This is a genomic window from Streptomyces sp. CGMCC 4.7035 (assembly GCF_031583065.1).
Lineage (GTDB): Bacteria > Actinomycetota > Actinomycetes > Streptomycetales > Streptomycetaceae > Streptomyces > Streptomyces yaanensis.
On the sequence record NZ_CP134053.1, the window covers coordinates 1540108 to 1557016 of the forward strand.

General features: G+C 71.2%; 14 protein-coding genes. 8 read left to right on the forward strand and 6 right to left on the reverse strand.

Annotated elements, in window-relative coordinates; all coding sequences use genetic code 11:
* Positions 1-209 precede the first annotated feature (209 nt).
* From Q2K21_RS06385 to Q2K21_RS06395, 3 genes are all read right to left on the reverse strand, one after another.
* Positions 210-1316 (reverse strand): HAMP domain-containing sensor histidine kinase, encoded by a 1107-nt coding sequence (locus Q2K21_RS06385; RefSeq protein WP_310766759.1) that lies wholly within the window; start codon positions 1314-1316, stop codon positions 210-212.
* Positions 1313-2050, reverse strand: coding sequence for a response regulator transcription factor (locus tag Q2K21_RS06390; protein ID WP_310766764.1), 738 nt, complete (start codon positions 2048-2050; stop codon positions 1313-1315). The genes Q2K21_RS06385 and Q2K21_RS06390 overlap by 4 nt, the downstream gene beginning before the upstream one ends.
* Before the next feature lie 112 nt (positions 2051-2162).
* Positions 2163-2849, reverse strand: coding sequence for a spermine/spermidine synthase domain-containing protein (locus Q2K21_RS06395; RefSeq protein ID WP_310766769.1), 687 nt, complete (start codon positions 2847-2849; stop codon positions 2163-2165).
* A gap of 275 nt (positions 2850-3124) precedes the next feature.
* Here Q2K21_RS06395 and Q2K21_RS06400 point away from each other — a divergent pair, with 275 nt between their 5' ends.
* Positions 3125-4042, forward strand: coding sequence for a rhomboid-like protein (locus Q2K21_RS06400; RefSeq protein WP_310766772.1), 918 nt, complete (start codon positions 3125-3127; stop codon positions 4040-4042).
* 255 nt (positions 4043-4297) lie between these two features.
* Here Q2K21_RS06400 and Q2K21_RS06405 read toward each other — a convergent pair whose 3' ends face one another.
* Complete coding sequence (locus Q2K21_RS06405; protein ID WP_310766776.1) at positions 4298-5092, reverse strand: GNAT family N-acetyltransferase; 795 nt, start codon at positions 5090-5092, stop codon at positions 4298-4300.
* Positions 5093-5259: 167 nt separating this feature from the next.
* Here Q2K21_RS06405 and lon point away from each other — a divergent pair, with 167 nt between their 5' ends.
* Both lon and Q2K21_RS06415 read left to right on the forward strand, forming a co-directional pair.
* The gene (lon, locus tag Q2K21_RS06410; RefSeq protein ID WP_310766779.1) at positions 5260-7677 is read left to right on the forward strand and encodes an endopeptidase La; all 2418 of its coding nucleotides are present in this window, start codon (positions 5260-5262) and stop codon (positions 7675-7677) included.
* A gap of 220 nt (positions 7678-7897) precedes the next feature.
* Positions 7898-8404, forward strand: a complete 507-nt coding sequence (locus tag Q2K21_RS06415; protein WP_310766782.1) for a MarR family winged helix-turn-helix transcriptional regulator — start codon at positions 7898-7900, stop codon at positions 8402-8404.
* 19 nt (positions 8405-8423) lie between these two features.
* Here the strand turns inward: Q2K21_RS06415 and Q2K21_RS06420 are convergent, their stop codons facing one another.
* Complete coding sequence (locus Q2K21_RS06420; RefSeq protein WP_310766785.1) at positions 8424-9212, reverse strand: protein phosphatase 2C domain-containing protein; 789 nt, start codon at positions 9210-9212, stop codon at positions 8424-8426.
* A 359-nt stretch (positions 9213-9571) separates the two neighbouring features.
* On the opposite strand from Q2K21_RS06420, the gene Q2K21_RS06425 reads away from it, so the two are divergent.
* From Q2K21_RS06425 to Q2K21_RS06445, 5 genes are all read left to right on the forward strand, one after another.
* The gene (locus tag Q2K21_RS06425; protein WP_310766788.1) at positions 9572-12724 is read left to right on the forward strand and encodes a sensor histidine kinase; all 3153 of its coding nucleotides are present in this window, start codon (positions 9572-9574) and stop codon (positions 12722-12724) included.
* Positions 12721-13224: a roadblock/LC7 domain-containing protein gene (locus Q2K21_RS06430; protein ID WP_310766791.1), complete on the forward strand. Its 504-nt coding sequence runs from the start codon at positions 12721-12723 to the stop codon at positions 13222-13224. Before Q2K21_RS06425 ends, Q2K21_RS06430 begins: the two co-directional genes overlap by 4 nt.
* Positions 13221-13625 carry a DUF742 domain-containing protein gene (locus Q2K21_RS06435; protein WP_310766793.1) on the forward strand — a complete coding sequence of 135 codons (405 nt, stop codon included), beginning with the start codon at positions 13221-13223 and terminating at the stop codon, positions 13623-13625. The genes Q2K21_RS06430 and Q2K21_RS06435 overlap by 4 nt, the downstream gene beginning before the upstream one ends.
* Positions 13606-14244 carry a GTP-binding protein gene (locus Q2K21_RS06440; protein WP_310766796.1) on the forward strand — a complete coding sequence of 213 codons (639 nt, stop codon included), beginning with the start codon at positions 13606-13608 and terminating at the stop codon, positions 14242-14244. The genes Q2K21_RS06435 and Q2K21_RS06440 overlap by 20 nt, the downstream gene beginning before the upstream one ends.
* Positions 14245-14431: 187 nt before the next feature.
* On the forward strand, positions 14432-15676 hold the full coding sequence (locus tag Q2K21_RS06445; protein WP_310766800.1) for a styrene monooxygenase/indole monooxygenase family protein: 1245 nt from the start codon (positions 14432-14434) through the stop codon (positions 15674-15676).
* On the opposite strand, the gene Q2K21_RS06450 is transcribed toward Q2K21_RS06445, so the two are convergent.
* Entirely contained in the window at positions 15640-16806 is a 1167-nt protein-coding gene (locus Q2K21_RS06450; protein ID WP_310766803.1) for a C40 family peptidase, read from the reverse strand. The genes Q2K21_RS06445 and Q2K21_RS06450 overlap by 37 nt on opposite strands.
* Positions 16807-16909: the final 103 nt, after the last annotated feature.

Below are 16909 nucleotides of genomic sequence, written 5' to 3' on the forward strand. Positions count from 1 at the left end.
AAGGTCAGGTCGGGCCGGTTCATCGTCGCGTAAGTCACATCGGAAAGCGTGTTTCGGGGGTGGAAATGGCGGGAAACAAGCGTGGTTCCGGTTAGAGACGGGTGCGACGATCCGGGCCCGGCGCGGGGGGTGCGCGGGCCTCTGCCTGATCACACGTGTCCGTCAGCGGGGATGCACATGGATCTTGTTGCTCCGCTTCGAACTTTACGTCAACTTGGGAGAGATGGCTCCCCTGGAAGGGTGACCTGGATCCGGCAGCCGCGCGTGGATTCGGCCACACCGATCCGGCCACCGTGCAGATCCACCGCCCAGCGGGCGATCGCCAGACCCAGGCCCGTGCCGCCGTCGCTGCCCGGACCGTGCGGCGCTCTCACGGCGCCGCGGTTGAAGCGCTCGAAGACCCGGTGCCACTCCGTCCTGGGGATGCCGGGACCCTCGTCCAGCACCTCCAGCTCCAGGGCGTCCGGGGTGGTGCCGCGCCTCGCCTTCACCGTCACACGGCCGTGCGGCGGGCTGTGCTTGACCGCGTTGTCGATCAGATTGGCGACGACCTGGTGGATGCGCTCGGGGTCCGCGTGCGCGGTCAGCTCCGGCGGGGAGACGTCGAGGTGCAGATGCACGTCCGTACGGGTGTGGCTGCCGGAGCCCGAGGCGATGCCCGCGCGCGCGGAGGACACCATCTGGGCCTCCTTGAGGACGCCCGAGAGATACGGCCACACCTCGAAGCGGCGCTTCTTCAGCGGGACGACCCCGTTGTCCAGGCGCGAGAGGTCCAGCAGGGTCTCCACCAGCCGCCCGAGCCGCTCCGTCTGCTTCAGGGCCGTACGCATCGTCTCGGTGTCGGCCTGTGTGACTCCGTCGACGATGTTCTCCAGGACCGCGCGCAGGCCCGCGATGGGCGTGCGCAGCTCGTGCGAGACGTTCGCCACCAGCTCCTTGCGCTGTCGGTCCTGCGCCTCCAGCTCGTCGGCCATCAGGTTGATCGTCTGGGCGAGGTCGCCCAGCTCGTCCCGGCGGTTGTCCCGGACCCTGCGCGTGTAGTCGCCGTGCGAGATCGACCGGGCCACCGTGTTCATCTCGTCCAGCGGGGAGGTGAGCGAATGCGCCACGAACTGCGTAATCAACAGCGTGGCGATCATCGAGAACACCGTGATGAAGCGCAGCTCCGTCTCGGTGCGCGCCGCGATCATCAGCAGGCCCGTGGTGATCAGCACCGAGATGACGACCAGTGCGCCCAGCTTGGTCTTGATCGAGAACGGGCGTACGCCGCCCCAGGGCTCCCCGGGGCTCCTCCGTGCGGCCGGCCCGCCGCTCATGGCGTCGGGGTCTCCAGCGCGTAGCCGACGCCGTGCACGGTGCGGATGCGCTCCGCGCCGATCTTCCGTCGCAGGGCCTTGATGTGGCTGTCCACGGTGCGCGTACCGGAGGCGTCCGCCCAGTCCCACACCTCCGCGAGCAGCTGCTCGCGCGAGAGCACGGCGCGCGGCGTGTTGGCCAGGCATACGAGCAGGTCGAACTCGGTGGGCGTGAGGTGGACGTCCTCACTGCGCACCCGCACCCGGCGCTGCGCGTGGTCGATCTCCAGCTCGCCGAGGCGCAGGATGCCGGAGCGCGGCGTTGCGGCGGCCAGTGCGGCCCGCTCCATCCGGCGCAGCAGCACGTGCACGCGTGCCGCCAGCTCGCGCATAGAGAACGGCTTGGTCATGTAGTCGTCGGCGCCGACGCCGAGCCCGACCAGCATGTCCGTCTCGTCGTCGCGCGCGGTGAGCATCAGCACCGGCACCGGGCGCTGTGCCTGCACGCGACGGCAGACCTCCAGACCGTCGAAGCCCGGCAGCATGATGTCGAGAATCAGCAGGTCCGGCTGCCATGCCTCGGCCGTGTCCACGGCCGACGGGCCGTCGCCGGCCGTTTGCACGAGGAATCCCTCGGCGCGCAAGCGGGCTGCGATGGCGTCGACGATCGTCGGGTCGTCCTCGACCACCAGAACGCGCCGTTGAGCGCCCGGGGTCGCCGTCGTGCCGTTGTGCGAGGTGTGTGTCTGCTCCATCGCCCGCCCCTGAGTGTGCTTTCCGGAATCCGTGGGGTGATCCCATGACTGCGCTTGACGCTTGAATGATCCGCGTCAGGGGAGCAGCGTACGGGGAGTTACCGCGAGTCGGCTATCCAGGTCTGACAGCGAGGTGTACGACGTCGGGAACGCCCCGGGCAACGGGGACCTCTTCGGTACGCACATGCTGGAACCCGGCATTCCATAGAGTTCCTTCAAATTCCGGAGAGGGCTGCGCCGACCACACCGCGAGTACCCCGCCGGGCCTCAACACCCTTGCGCAGCTTGCGATTCCGGCCTTCGAGTACAGGCTGTCGTTGTCCTCCGTGACCGTCCAGTCGGGCCCGTTGTCGATGTCGAGGCACAGCGCGTCGTACGTGTCCGATGTCTCATTGACGTACGACACGAGATCGGCTTCGAGAATCCGGGTGCGCGGGTCGGCGAGCGCGCGGGAGGAGAGCGTGGACAGGGGGCCGTCGAGATGCCAGTCGATGATGGCGCGCTCGCGTTCGACGACGGTGATACGTCCCCAGCGCGGGTCCGCGGCGGCGTGTGCGAGCGAGAAGCCGACGCCGAGTCCGCCGATCAGCACGCCCGGTTCCGGGCGGGAGTCGAGGGCGTCGTACGCGACGTCGACGAGCAGCCGCTCCGAGCGCCCGTCGGAGGTGTCCATCAGGAAGCAGCCGTTCGCGATGATCTGGAGTAACGCACCGTGGCGTCGCAGCACGACCTCGCCGTGGGGGCCCTCGCGGCGGTCCAGGACTTCCGGGGCGTCGTAGATGTCGTACGGATGAGGCATGGGCTTCATTGTGGTGACGGGGCGTCGTCAGGGACGAGGGATTTTGCGAGGGCGTACCGGGCGAGGGCGTACCGGGCGGGGCGGAGCGGGCGGGGGCGGACCGGCCGAGGGTCGACCGGCCGAGGCCGAGACGTCGCGAACATCCGTTTGTGTGGTCATCCTCGACGCAGAAAGCGCCTGAGAAGTTGCTATGAATCGCGTCTCGCGTGGCGTCGGTCATAGACAGCGCCCCGCGCGGCACGAAGGGTGGGGCGTGAGGGAAGGAGCGCCGCACCTTGGAACGTACGGTCTCGGCGGCTGACGCCATGTTCACGGCCCCCGAGACGGGCGCGCCACTCCTGGACGGCATGCCGCGCCAGCGCTCGGCGCCGTCTCTTCCGGCTCCGACCACACCCCCGGCCGCGACCGTCCCACCGCCCTCGGCACCGGCACCGGTTCGGCTGCCGGGCCTGCGCCCCTGGCTGTTCCTGCCGACCCCGACGGGCACGCCCTTCACCTTGGGGTACGCCGCTGTTCTCGTCCTGACGTCCCTGTTCGCCGAGTACGCCGACCCGACGCTGGTGCAGACCCTGTACCAGGAGTCCAGTACCGACGTCGCCCATCTGATGCAGACCCCCGTACTGGTGCTGGTCGCCAGCGCGCTGTGGATCGCGGGCGGGATCACCTCGGCGTACACGCTTCTCTTCCTGCTCGTACTGACCGTGCTGGAACGGCGCATAGGCGGCCCGCGCACGGCCGTTGTCTTCCTGCTCGGCCATGTGCTCGCCACGCTGGCCACCGAGGTCCCGGTCGGCCTCTCGGTGCTGGCGGGCGACCTGCCCGACAGCTCCCTGCACCGCCTCGACTACGGCATCAGCTTCGGCGTGGCGGCGAGCCTCGGCGCACTGACGGGCCTGCTGCGGCCGTGGCTGCGCTGGACGGTGCTCATCGCGTTCGGCGGAATGCTGTTGCAGGACCTGGTCGCGTTCACGGACCCGCTGAGCAACTGGGGCCACCTGCTGGCCCTGGCGATCGGCATAGGGACATGGCCGCTGGTACGGCGATGGGAGCGGACCGGCCACCTGACCGGCCACCTGACCGGCCACCTGACCGACCATCAGCCCGACCACCCGACTGGCCGTCAGGCAGGCCATGGGGCCACGTCGACGGCGGGCAACTCCGGCCGCGGGGCCGCATCGGCGGCGGCTGGGTAATCCCGGGCGTGGGGCCGTCTTGGCGCGGCTGGGTAACCCCGGGCGTGGGGCCGTCTCGGCGCGGCTGGGTAACCCCGGCCGTGAGGCTGTGACGGCGGCGGGTCGGCAGCTGTGTCGGCTGTCTCCGTCGCCACGGACGACCGCCCCGGTTCTCAGGCGCGCGAGCCAAGAAGACGGTGGCGGCGGAGCAGGCGTTGTCCTGAGGCTGTTTCGGCGACGGCCGGATCGGCTCCGACCGTCGGGCCTGCGGTTCGGTCAGGAGTGCGGCGGCGTCCACACGTACGGCGTCGTCGTGGTCACTGCCCGGAAGCCCAGGCGGCGCAGGATCGGGGCGCTGTCGTCGGACGCGTCCACGTGGAGGTAGTGGACACCGCGTTCCGCGGCGAGGGCGGCGCGTGTCGCGACCAGGGCACGGTAGATGCCCCTGCCCCGCCACTCCGCCAGCGTCGAGCCGCCCCACAGGCTCGCGAACTCCGTTCCCTCCCGGAAGACCAGCCAGGCCGCGGAGACGACCTCCCCGCCCGCCTCGGCCACGTAGACCGCGATCTGGTCCGGCGCGGCGGCGACCCGGCCGGTCAGGTCCTCCGCCAGCCAGCTCCAGTCCTGTCCCCAGACGGCCGACTCCATGGCGGCGATGCGGCGCATGTCCGCCTCGGCCGTGACCCGCCGCAGCGTGACGTCCCCCGGCAGCACGGGCGGACGCCCGGCCATCTCCTCGGCGCGCCCGATGAGTACCGTCTCCCGGTCCTCGGGGACGAAGCCCGCGGCGCGCAGCCGGTCCGTGAGGTCGGCCGGGGTGTCGTGCCCGCGCGTCTTCCACTCCACCGCCTCGCCCCGGGCGGCGAAGTGGTCGCGCTGCCGGGCGATCAGCCGGTCCAGCTCCGCCCCGCGCACCCCGAGATCGCGCGGCCCGCTGACGAAACCCCGGAACTGGCCGACGATCCGCAGCAGCGGACCGTCGTGCTCGTAGGTGACGCCCGCCGGAGGGGTGGGCGGGGCGCCGCGCATCTGGTCGTCGTAGGCGGTGAGCAGAGTCTCTGTGTCGGTCACGGGAGTACGTAAGCGGCGCGGCAGGAGAGGGGGCAACCGCTTTTCGCCGCGGGTCCCTCCGGAAGCCGGGAGACGTGATCGCTCACAGCGAACGTCCCTTGGGGAACAATCGGATCCCGCCGTGCATTGAGTCCGCATAGCTCAACTTGACTGCCGAAGGGGAGATCATGGCTTCAACGTCCGCATCGCTCACCCTGCCCGTTCTGCCGCTCGACGACGAGGTCGTGCTGCCCGGGATGGTGGTTCCGCTGGACCTGAACGACACCGATGTGCGCGCCGCGGTGGAGGCCGCCCAGGCCGCCGCGCGGTCCCAGTCCGGAAAGCCGCGGGTTCTTCTGGTGCCCCGCATCGACGGTACATACGCGAGCACCGGTGTGCTCGGCACCGTCGAGCAGGTCGGCCGGCTCGCCGACGGCGACCCGGGCGCGCTCATCCGCGGACGCGGACGGGTGCAGATCGGTGCCGGGACGACCGGTCCCGGGGCCGCCCTGTGGGTCGAGGGAACGCGGATCGACGAGACCGTGCCCGAGCCCCTGCCCGGACACGTCTCCGAACTGGTCAAGGAGTACAAGGCCCTCGCCACCAGCTGGCTGAAGAAGCGCGGCGCCTGGCAGGTCGTGGACCGCGTCCAGGCCATCGAAGACGTCTCCGCGCTCGCCGACAACTCCGGCTACTCGCCGTTCCTGACCACCGAACAGAAGGTGGAGCTCCTGGAGACCGCCGACCCGGTGGCCCGCCTGAAGCTCGCCACCCAGCAACTGCGCGACCACCTCGCGGAGCAGGACGTCGCCGAGTCCATCGCCAAGGACGTCCAGGAGGGCGTCGACAAGCAGCAGCGCGAGTTCCTGCTGCGCCGTCAGCTGGAGGCCGTCCGCAAGGAGCTGCGCGAGCTGAACGGCGACACCAAGGACGGCGAGGAGTCCGACGACTACCGGGCGCGGGTCGAGGCCGCCGATCTCCCGGAGAAGGTCCGCGAGGCCGCCCTCAAGGAGGTCGACAAGCTGGAGCGGTCGAGCGACCAGTCGCCCGAGGGGTCGTGGATCCGCACCTGGCTGGACACCGTCCTCGAACTGCCGTGGAACGAGCACACCGAGGACGCCTACGACATCCGCGGCGCCAAGGCCGTCCTCGACGCCGAGCACGCGGGTCTTGAGGACGTGAAGGAACGGATCACCGAATACCTGGCGGTGCGCAAGCGGCGCGCCGACCGGGGGCTGGGGGTCGTGGGCGGCCGCCGCGGCGGTGCGGTGCTGGCGCTCGTCGGGCCGCCCGGCGTCGGCAAGACCAGCCTCGGCGAGTCCGTCGCGCACGCCATGGGACGTAAGTTCGTCCGGGTCGCGCTCGGCGGTGTGCGCGACGAGGCCGAGATCCGCGGCCACCGGCGTACGTACGTCGGTGCCCTGCCCGGCCGTATCGTCCGCGCCATCAAGGAGGCCGGGTCCATGAACCCGGTGGTCCTGCTGGACGAGATCGACAAGGTCGGCTCCGACTTCCGCGGCGACCCGGCCGCGGCCCTGCTCGAAGTCCTCGACCCGGCCCAGAACCACACCTTCCGGGACCACTACCTGGAGGTCGAACTCGACCTGTCCGACGTGGTGTTCCTCGCCACGGCGAACGTCCTCGAAGCCATCCCGGAGGCCCTGCTCGACCGTATGGAGCTGGTCCGCCTGGACGGCTACACCGAGGACGAGAAGGTCGTCATCGCCCGCGACCACCTGCTCCCGCGCCAGCTGGAGCGGGCGGGTCTGAACAAGGACGAGGTCACGCTCGACGAGGGCGCGCTGCGCAAGCTCGCCGGCGAGTACACCCGGGAGGCGGGCGTACGGACCCTGGAGCGGTCGATCGCACGTCTGCTCCGCAAGGTCGCGGCCCAGCACGAACTGGGCGACCGCGAGCTGCCGTTCACGGTCCGGGACGAGGACCTGCGCGCGCTGATCGGGCGTCCGCACCATGTGCCCGAGTCCGCCCAGGACCCGGCCGAGCGGCGTACGGCGGTCCCCGGCGTGGCGACCGGTCTCGCGGTCACCGGCGCCGGTGGTGACGTCCTCTACGTGGAGGCGTCGCTGGCCGACCCGGAGACGGGCGGTGCGGGTCTGACCCTCACCGGTCAGCTCGGGGATGTCATGAAGGAGTCCGCGCAGATCGCGCTGAGCTTCCTCCGCTCCCACGGGGCCGAGCTCGAACTCCCGGTGGGCGACCTGAAGGACCGGGGCGTGCACATCCACTTCCCGGCGGGCGCGGTCCCCAAGGACGGCCCGAGCGCGGGCATCACGATGACGACCGCGCTGGCCTCGCTCCTGTCGGGCCGGCTGGTCCGTACGGACGTGGCGATGACGGGCGAGGTCTCGCTGACCGGCCGTGTCCTGCCCATCGGCGGCGTGAAGCAGAAGCTGCTCGCCGCGCACCGGGCGGGCGTGACGACCGTGATCATCCCGAAGCGCAACGAGCCCGACCTGGACGACGTCCCGGCGGAGGTGCTGGACAAGCTCGACGTCCACGCCGTCACGGACGTCCGCCAGGTCCTGGAGCTGGCGCTGGCGCCGGCCACGAGCGGCGCGACGCCGGAGGTTCCGGTGGCGGCGTGACGGACGCTGCCGGATGAGGGAAGGCCCGGGTTCCGTGAGGGAGACCCGGGCCTTCGCCATACGCACGCACGCCGGCGCACATGGATTGCGGGCGGGGAAGGGGGGTCGGAGGCTGCCGTTGGTCTACGCCTGCGAAATACTGGCGGAGCTGCGGCAATGGCGTTGTCCGAACGTTCCGCAGAAACTTTCAGGAACGGGAAACCGGGGCAGGGGTGCTGACGTGCACGAGGGCGGAAACGGCGAGAGGCGTCCGGTCGAATCCGGCATTTCGGGGAGCGGCGTGGACCACAGCGGCGCGGACCGGGAGTTCCTCTCCCTGGAGCGCGAGCTGACGGTGTTCCTGCGGCGGGCGCGTGCCAACCAGGGCGAAATGGCCCGCGAGGTCCACCCGGACCTGGAGCCCGCCGCGTACGGGCTCCTGGTCCGCCTGGACGAGTGCGGCCGCCAGCGCGCGACGGAGCTCGCGGCCTACATCGGCGTCGGCAAGGCCACCATGTCCCGTCAGCTGCGCGCCCTGGAGGAGCTGGGCCTGGTGGCCCGCGAGCCCGACCCGGCGGACGGCCGGGCGTGGCTGGTCCACCTCACCGACGAGGGCCGCAGCCGGGTGGGAAAGGTACGCGAGGCGCGCCGTGCGCGGTACGTGAGCAAGCTCTCCCACTGGGACCGGCACGAGGTCGCCGAACTGGCCCGGCTGCTGCACCAGCTGAACCGGAGCATGGAGAAGTAGCCCGGCCCGGGAGCGCCCCTCACAGCTCCGCGTACACCACCGTCGCGTCGTCGTGCGTCTTGCTGCGGCCCAGATGCGCCCGCTCCTCGCGGTCGGCGGTCTCCAGCGCCCGTACGCGCCCCACCAGCGCCGCCGCCCCCTCCTTGCGTACGAACGTGAACAGGTCCGTCCAGTCGCCCTCGCGGAACTTCTCCGTCCAGCGGGTCGCGCCGTCCGTCAGGGCCACGAGGGTACGGACCGCCGTGCGCGGCAGTTCGCCCGTCACCGCCCGGGCCGCGACGGCCGGGTCCGCGGCCGCTGTGAAGAAGCCGCCCTCCTTGTTGCGGACCGTGGCGTCCGCGATCGCGTCCGTTGCCAGCGAGGCGCGCGGGACGCGGGCGAGGCGGTCGTCCAGGAGGGCGGTGACCGCGCCGTCGGGGGCCTCGCACAGCAGGGCCGAGTCCGAGAGGACCAGGTACTCCACCGCGGCCTCGGACCAGCGGGCGAGGACCACGGTCGCCTGAGGGGTGCGCGGGTGAGAAAGGTCACAGGTCGTTCTGTGAAGCTCGGCGGTCCGAAGAATGGCGCCGGAAAGGACCTCCGGGAGCGTCAGTTCGGGGCGGGAAACAGACAGTTCGGTCAGCGCTCCGCCGAGCCGTGCGCAGAACCAGTGAACGGAATGCAGGCATCCGTCGTCGCCCCGCGGCGGAGTCACTCCGTCCAGCACGACCAGCACCCCGCCCTGTCCTGAAGCCGGAAGCGCGAGTGCGGCGAAGTCCTCGTTGGGGCGTTCCGGATCGCCGGGCTCGGAAATCAGTTCCGTACGCATCCAGCCAGTCTGCACGGGCCCTTCACGAGGTCCACAAAAGGCTGGCAACAGTTGCCGAATGGGTGCGACCCGGCAGGTCAGCCGCCTGGTTTGGTACGGAATGATTGGTTCCGGTGAAGCGTGGTGGCGAATACTGTCAAAGCGCGCCGCCGACGTCCAACCGGGCCGCCGTACAGGGTCACCGCACGGGCCGGAGGAACTTGCCCGCCAACTCCTCGCCGATGTTCACTCCTTCGAGTGGCGGGTCAGGCGAAGTGAGACCACTGCCCACCGGCACTGGGAGGGTCGGAAGCCGTCGTACCGGGTCGACTCTCCCGTTGACGGACCGTCACCCGGGCCCATGGGTACACGAGTCAGGAATGCGAGCACCGGTGCAGAAGAAGCGGCCTCGGCGCACAGACAAGCAGACGGCCCCCGGACAGGGTGCCTCGTCCGAGTCCGCGGGCAGCGGTCGTCCCGCCCATGTACGCAACCGCCTCATCGTCGCGGTGGCCGTGGTCGCCGCCGCGATCGCGGGAGCCGGGGCGCCGAGCGTCATCGCCGCCTCGGGACAGCTGAACGACTCCCAGAGCCTGGTGACGCTGGTCGAGCAGACCCAGAACGCGCTCGTGCTCGCCCACTCGCTGGCCGACGAACGCGACGAGGTCACCTCGTACGTGGCCGCGGGGCGCCCCAAGTCGAAGCCGCCCACCGGGCAGCGCAGCACCCGCGTCGACCGGGAGATCGAGGACCTGCGCGCCGATCCGGACATCTCCGCCGCGTTGCGCAAGGCCTTCAACGACGTGGACGCGGTACGGAGGGAAGCGCTCGTCGGGAAGAGCACCGCTCTCGAAACGCACCAGGCGTACTCCGCCGTCATCGCCCGGCTCCACGCCCTCGCCCTCGAACTGGCCGAGAAGATGCCGTCCCGCGCGGGCTCCGGCGCCTACTCCCTCGCCGAACTCGACGGCGCCGTCCAGCAGTCCGCCGCCGCCCGCGGACTGCTCCTCGCGGCCCTGAACATCCCGCGCACCACGCAGACCACGATCGACCCGATCTCCGGCCTGCCGGTCACCACCACCAGCTCCTCGGCCGCCGACACCAAACAGCGCGACGCGCTCACCGCCGCTGCCCAGCAGGCCGCCGTCCGCTCCGACGCGGCCGTGGCCGGCTTCCGCGAGACCGCGCCCGAGGGGGCCACGAACTCGTACGACTCCACGGTCACCGGCCCCGAGGTCACCTCCGCCGAGAAGTACCTGAAGGCCCTCACCGACCAGCCCACCCTCTCCGACGGCGACCTCGGCTACAGCACCAAGAAGGTCGACGCGGCCCTCACCGCCCGCGTCGACCTGATGCGCGGCGTCGAGTCCTCCCTCTACGAGAGCCGCAGCCAGGACCTCGCACAGCTGCGCGACGACGACGTCACCGCGCTGGAGATCCGCATCGCCGTCCTCGGCGCGCTCATGCTCGTCGCCGTCGGCATCGCCATGGCCATGGCCCGCAGCCTCACCCGCCCGCTCGCCGTCCTGCGCCTCGGCTCGGCCCGGGTGGCCGCCGACCCGGCCGCCGAGGAGCCGGTGAAGTTCACCGGGCGCAACGACGAGTTCGCCCAGGTCGTCCGCTCCGTCAACGCCCTGCACGCGCACGCCGTCGCCCTCCAGGAACGCCTGTCCACCCTGGAGGCCGACCGCAAGCACCTCGTCGGCCAGCGCCAGGCCATGGCCGACGAGCGCGCCCGGCTGCGTACCGAACTGACCGAGGCCTCGGCCCACCTGGAGCAGGTCAGGCACAGCATCCACTCCACCTTCGTCAACCTCGCCCTGCGCACCCTCGGCCTGGTGGAGCGCCAGCTCTCCGTCATCGAGGGCCTGGAGGAGCGGGAGCAGGACCCGGACCGGCTCTCCACGCTCTTCCGGCTGGACCACTTCGCCACGGTCATGCGCCGCCACAGCGAGAACCTCCTCGTCCTCGCGGGCGCCGAGCACGTCCAGCAGCACGCCGGGCCCGTGCCGCTCGTCGACGTCGTGCGCGCCGCGGTCAGCGAGATCGAGCGGTACGAGCGCGTCCGCATCGCCGCGCTGCCGCCGCACGCGCACCTCGCGGGCTTCGCCGCCGACGACCTCTCGCACCTGGTGGCCGAACTCTTGGAGAACGCCACCTCGTTCTCCCCGCCGGACGTCCCCGTCGAGGTCTCGGGCTGGCTGCTGGAGAGCGGCGACGTGATGCTCTCCGTCCAGGACGAGGGCATCGGCATGGACAGGGAACGGCTGAGCCGGCTCAACACCCGTCTCGCCGACTTCGACCCGAACGACCCGTACGACCAGGAGGGCGGTGAGGGCCTGGGGCTCGGCCTGTACGTGGTGGCCCGCCTCGCCCACCGGCTCGGCGTCCGCGTCCGGCTGCGCGAGCAGAAGCAGGGCGGCGTCGCGGCGGTCGTCGTCCTGCCGAAGTCCCTGCTCGCCGCGGCCCCGGCGGCCGCCGTCCCCGCCGCTGACCCGGTCGCGGGCAGCGCACACGCGCTGTCCCTGCCCGGCGCCGACGCCGAGGCCAACTCGAACGTCCTCACCGGCCGTTCGCGGATCACCCTCCCGGAGCCGGAGGGCGACGAGGACCCGCTGATCACGGCGGCGGAAGAGGCGATCAGGGAGCGCGAGGAGACCGAGGAGCCACGGGAGTCCGTACGGGGCGAGAGCGCCGTGCGCGGGGACACGCCCGTGCGGGGCGAGGCCGCCGTGCCCGAGGACGAGAGCGCCGTACGCGGGGACACGCCCGTGCAGGGCGAGAGCGCCGTGCGCGAGGACTGGCCCGTGCGGGGCGGGAGCGCTGTTGGCGCGGGCGAGCCCGCCGTGCGCGAGGACCGGTCCGTGCGGGGCGAGAGCGCCATACGCGAGGACGAGCTCAGCCGGGACGAGGGGCCCGTACGGGACGACGAGCCCGTACAGGACGAGGTGTTCGTACGGGACGACGAGCCTGTACAGGACGAGGTGTTCGTACGGGACGACGAGTCCGTACGGAATCCGGTCGATCCGGAGTCCGGCGAGCCGGTGCCCGGCCCGGAGACCACGATGGAGCTGCTGCTCCCCTCGCCCCGGGTGGAGGACGCCGCGGCCGGCATCCCCGACCCGTACGCCATCGGCCCCGACGCGCACGAGCGCACCGTCGACGAGGGCGAGCCCCGGCCCGCCTCGGAGGCTCCCCGTACCGCCGCCGAGCCGGCCGCGGCCGAGGAGCCGGAGGCCCCCCGCCTCACCGCCAAGGGCCTGCCCAAGCGCACCCCCAAGATCTCCGCACCCGCCCCGGCCCCCCGGCCGCGTGTCGGCGGTCTGGACGCCGAGGCGCTGCGCCGCAGGCTCGGCGGGTTCCACCGGGGTGCCAAGGAGGGCCACCGCCACGCCGAGGTGGAGATCGCCGAGAAGACGGGGGAGACCAGGACACCCGAGCCCCGGCCCACGGCACCACCGCAGAACGCAACACCCGGCACCGCACAGGACGTAGAACCATCGGGGGGAACAGTCGAGGAGGCAAGCAGTTGACCGCGCCCAGTACCTTCGGACTGAGCAGTGAGGCACGCAACCTGCACTGGCTGCTGACGAACCTCGTCGAGGAGGTGCCGGGACTCCTGTCCGTCGCGGTGGTCTCCTCCGACGGCCTGCTCCTGCTCTCGTCCGACCCAGGCCGCAATATCGAGGCCCGCACGGGCCAGAACGATCAGCCCCGCGGCCCGAGAGGGTCGTCCGCCGACCTCGCCACCATCGTCTCCGGCATCGGCAGCCTCACCATCGGCGCCGCGAAGCTGATGGACGTCGGCGGGGTCAAGCACACGATGGTCGCGATGGACGAGGGCAGCCTGTTCGTCATGTCCATCAGCGACGGCTCGCTGCTCGGCGTGCACGGCTCCGCGGACTGCGACATGAGCGTGGTGGCGTACCACATGGCGCTCTTCGTCGGCCGCGCCGGACACGTCCTGACGCCCGAGCTCCGCAGCGAGCTGCGCAAGTCCCTGGAGGCCGAGTCGGCAGGGAGCATCCGATGAGCAGCAAGTCGAAGAAGCTTCCCGTCCGCGGCGGCGACCGCAAACCCGCCCGCGTGCGCCCCTACTCGCTCACCGGTGGCCGCACCCGCTTCGGCCACGTCCTGCTCGTCGAGACCTTCGTGGCGGCCCTCGAGGCCCCCGAGAGCCGGCCTGAGCTGACGAATGGCTCATTGGCCACCCGGGTGATGCCCGAGATGCGGGCCATCGTCGAACTCTGCCGTCGTATGCGCACGGTGGCGGAGATCGCCGCCCTGCTGAGAATGCCGCTCGGCGTGGTCCGCGTGCTCCTGAGCGACCTCGCGGACCAGGGAAAGATCCGTGTGTACGGAACCGGTCACGGCCCGGGACAGCCGGACCGCGCTCTGTTGGAAAGGGTGCTGAGTGGACTCCGTCGTCTCTGACGCCTCCCCGGGCGTCTCCCCGCTCCTCGACGAGGAGGAGCACCCGCGGGCCTGGCAGACGGACCGCACACGCGCCCCGATCGCCACGAAGATAGTGGTGGCGGGCGGTTTCGGGGTCGGCAAGACCACGCTGGTGACCGCCGTTTCGGAGATCACGCCCCTCCAGACGGAGGCGCTGATGACGGAGGCCAGCGAGGAGACCGACGACCTCACCGGGACGCCGGACAAGCTCACCACGACCGTGGCCATGGACTTCGGCCGCATCACGCTCGACGACGACCTGGTGCTCTACCTGTTCGGCACGCCGGGCCAGCAGCGGTTCTGGTTCATGTGGGACGACCTGGTGCGCGGCGCGATCGGCGCGGTCGTCCTGGCCGACACCCGGCGGCTCGCGGACTGCTTCCCGGCGCTCGACTACTTCGAGAGCAGCGGACTGCCGTACATGGTCGCGGTCAACCACTTCGACGGCAGCGAGCGGTTCGAACCCGAGGATGTGCGCGACGCCCTCACGATTCCCGCACACATACCTGTCATGATCATGGACGCGCGCCGCCGGATCTCGGTGATCGAGACCCTCCTGGCCATGGTCGGCCACGCGCTCGACGTCACCCCCGAGTGAGGGGGCGCCTTATGGATCTTCGCGGCGTCGCGGCGTCTGGCACGCACGCTCGCCGCGTTGCCGCAAGGGCCTAGTAGCTCCGCTACGAGGCCCTTCCGGCGCCTTGCGATCGCACGCACCAGACGCCGCTCCTTCCTCCGCGCTGATCCATAAGGCACCCCCTCGTCCCGATAGGAGCACCACCCATATGCGGAAGATACTCGTCGTGGGAGCCGGTCAGTCCGGACTCCAGCTCGCCCTCGGCCTCCAGTCGCACGGGTACGAGGTCACCCTGATGTCCAACCGGACCGCGGACGAGATCCGTACCGGCCGGGTCATGTCGACGCAGTGCATGTTCCACACCGCCCTTCAGCACGAGCGGGACCTCCAGCTGAACTTCTGGGAGTCCCAGGCCCCGAGGATCGAGGGACTCGGTGTGTCCGTGGCCGGTCCCGAGTCCCAGCGCGTGATCGACTGGGTGGGCAAGCTCGACGGGTACGCGCAGTCCGTGGACCAGCGGGTGAAGATGGCCGGCTGGATGGAGACGTTCGCGCAGCGCGGCGGCCAGCTCGTCATCCACGGCGCGGCGGTCTCCGACCTCGACTTCTTCTCCCGCACGTACGACCTGGTGCTGGTGTCGGCGGGCAAGGGCGAGCTGGTGTCGATGTTCGGCCGCGACGCCTCGCGCTCCCCGTACAGCGAGCCGCAGCGCGCCCTCGCGGTCTCGTATGTCCACGGCCTGGGCCCCCGCCCGGAGCACCCGGACTACGACGCGGTCCGCTGCAACCTGGTCCCGGGCGTCGGCGAGCTCTTCGTCATGCCGACCCTGACCACCTCCGGCCGTGCGGACATCCTCTTCTGGGAGGGCATCCCCGGCGGACCGCTCGACGTCTTCAACGGCGTCAAGGACCCGGCCGATCACCTCTCCCTGACGCTGGAACTCATGGAGAAGTTCACGCCGTGGGAGTACGCGCGGGCCACCAAGGTGGAGCTGACCGACGCGAACGGCACCCTGGCGGGGCGCTACGCGCCCACCGTCCGCAACCCGATCGGCCGTCTTCCCGGCGGCGGTCTTGTCCTGGGCGTGGCGGACGTGGTCGTGGCCAACGATCCGATCACCGGCCAGGGCTCCAACTCGGCGTCCAAGTGCGCCGCCTCCTACCTCGCCTCGATCCTCGAACACGGTGACAAGGAGTTCGACGAGGCCTGGATGCAGCAGACGTTCGACCGCTACTGGGACGTGGCCCAGCACGTCACCAAGTGGACGAACGCGATGCTCGGCGTGCCGCCGGAGCACGTGCTGAACCTGATCGGTGCGGCGGGGGCGTTGCAGCCGGTCGCCGACCGCTTCGCCAACGGCTTCGACGACCCGGCCGACTTCGAGAACTTCTTCTACGAGCCCGACAAGACGGAGGCCTACCTGACGTCGGTCTCTGGTGCCGCCGCCCAGTAGCCCTTGTCGGGACCGGTCATGGCGCCGCGGGGGAGCCGCGGCGGTGCGTACCGCCGCAGGGGCTTCCCGGCGGGGTCCGGTCGTACGGCTCCCAGCACAGGGTTGGCCGCGATCGGGGACACCTTGACCCTCGTCCCCGGCCGCGGCGCCTGGACCACCATGCCGTTCCCGAGGTACAGGGCCACGTGTGTGGCCTCGGGGAAGTAGACCACCAGGTCACCGGGGCGCAGCTTCTTCAGCGGTACGTGCGGCAGTCGCGCCCACTGCTCCTGACTGGTCCGCGGGATGGCCCGGCCCGCGTGCCCCCAGGCCCGCGAGGTCAGCCCCGAGCAGTCGTACGCCGTCGGGCCCTCGGCGCCCCACCGGTACGGCTTGCCGATCTGCTCGACGGCGTACCGCAGGGCCCTGCCGCCCGCCCTGGACGGCGGGCGGTCGTCGCCGAGGGAGCCGGACGCCAGGAGCTCCCGCTGCGCGGTGGCGGTGCCGTTCCTCTCGAACTCGGCCAGCTGGTCGAGCTGTTCGGCGCTGAGTGAGGAGAGCATCTTCTCCACGTCCGCCAGCCGCCGCTGGACGTCTTCCCGCGCCTTCTTCTGCTGCTCCTCCAGGGTGAGCTGGTCGTCCAGTGCCTTGCGCGCCTTGCGTGCCAGATCGTCGGCGCGCTTCTCGTCGCCGGTCAGCTGGTCCACGCTCTCGGCCCGATCCTGCGTCAACTGCCCGATCACATGGCCCTCGTCGAGCGCGTGCTGCGGATCGCGGGCGAGCAGCAGACGTACGTACGCGGAGATCCCCGTGCTGCTCTGGTACTGCTGTCTGGCCAGCCGGCCGACCTCGCCGCGGCTGCTCTGCAGGGCGAGCCGGGCCCTGACGAGCTGCCCGTCGAGCCGCTCGACGTCCGCCTGCCGCTTCGTCAGCTTCTCGGCGGTGGCGTTGTAGGTCTCGGTGGCCCGCTCGGCCTGCCGGTACAGCTGTTGAAGGTCCGTCAGAAGCCGGGAGGGGGAGGCCGGGAGGGTGTTCGGCCGGACCGCCGGGTCCGCCGCCGGGTCCGGTGCGGCCGCCGCGGGAGCGGGGACGAGCAGGGCCGAGGTGGTCACCGCCGTCGAACAGACCAGGCGGAGCAGCATTCCTGACATGTCATCACCTCCGGTGCGGGGGGTGGTCGTTCCACCTCGCACCGGAATGATGAGCTGACCGCGACCCGGGGTCCCGTCGAGTGGTCGGTTCGGGCCAAGGAGG

Coding starts and splice junctions, on each gene's coding strand:
- Q2K21_RS06385 (WP_310766759.1), bottom strand. CDS start 1,316: ATGAGCGGCGGGCCGGCCGCACGGAGGAGCCCCGGGGAGCCCTGGGGC.
- Q2K21_RS06390 (WP_310766764.1), bottom strand. CDS start 2,050: ATGGAGCAGACACACACCTCGCACAACGGCACGACGGCGACCCCGGGC.
- Q2K21_RS06395 (WP_310766769.1), bottom strand. CDS start 2,849: ATGCCTCATCCGTACGACATCTACGACGCCCCGGAAGTCCTGGACCGC.
- lon (WP_310766779.1), top strand. CDS start 5,260: ATGGCTTCAACGTCCGCATCGCTCACCCTGCCCGTTCTGCCGCTCGAC.
- Q2K21_RS06420 (WP_310766785.1), bottom strand. CDS start 9,212: ATGCGTACGGAACTGATTTCCGAGCCCGGCGATCCGGAACGCCCCAAC.
- Q2K21_RS06425 (WP_310766788.1), top strand. CDS start 9,572: ATGCGAGCACCGGTGCAGAAGAAGCGGCCTCGGCGCACAGACAAGCAG.
- Q2K21_RS06435 (WP_310766793.1), top strand. CDS start 13,221: ATGAGCAGCAAGTCGAAGAAGCTTCCCGTCCGCGGCGGCGACCGCAAA.
- Q2K21_RS06445 (WP_310766800.1), top strand. CDS start 14,432: ATGCGGAAGATACTCGTCGTGGGAGCCGGTCAGTCCGGACTCCAGCTC.
- Q2K21_RS06450 (WP_310766803.1), bottom strand. CDS start 16,806: ATGTCAGGAATGCTGCTCCGCCTGGTCTGTTCGACGGCGGTGACCACC.